The organism is Pseudomonas sp. GW456-12-10-14-LB2 (genome assembly GCF_002884345.1).
GTDB classification, from domain to species: domain Bacteria; phylum Pseudomonadota; class Gammaproteobacteria; order Pseudomonadales; family Pseudomonadaceae; genus Aquipseudomonas; species Aquipseudomonas paraglycinae.
In genome coordinates this window covers 1-308 of sequence record NZ_POHV01000105.1, presented here as the reverse complement: position 1 = coordinate 308, position 308 = coordinate 1, and the positions used below count along the sequence as shown (strand labels likewise).

Annotated in this window: 1 tRNA gene; it reads right to left on the bottom strand. The window is 46.8% G+C overall.

Annotated features, from left to right (window positions below):
* Window positions 1-152 precede the first annotated feature (152 nt).
* Window positions 153-228 (bottom strand) — tRNA-Ala (locus tag C1X29_RS28285).
* Window positions 229-308: the final 80 nt, after the last annotated feature.

Here is a 308-nt window from a genome sequence, read left to right as displayed (position 1 = left end):
ACCTTAGCCTGATCACCACCAGTGAAAGTGGCCATCAGTCTATCTTTCTATCACATACCCAAATTTTTAAAGAACGATCTAATCAAAAGACTAGAAATCAATATTCAGTTCGAATATTCATTTCTAAACTCTCAAACTTTCGAAGCAGTTTATGGTGGAGCCAAGCGGGATCGAACCGCTGACCTCCTGCGTGCAAGGCAGGCGCTCTCCCAGCTGAGCTATGGCCCCATAACAAAATTGGTGGGTCTGGGCAGATTCGAACTGCCGACCTCACCCTTATCAGGGGTGCGCTCTAACCAACTGAGCTA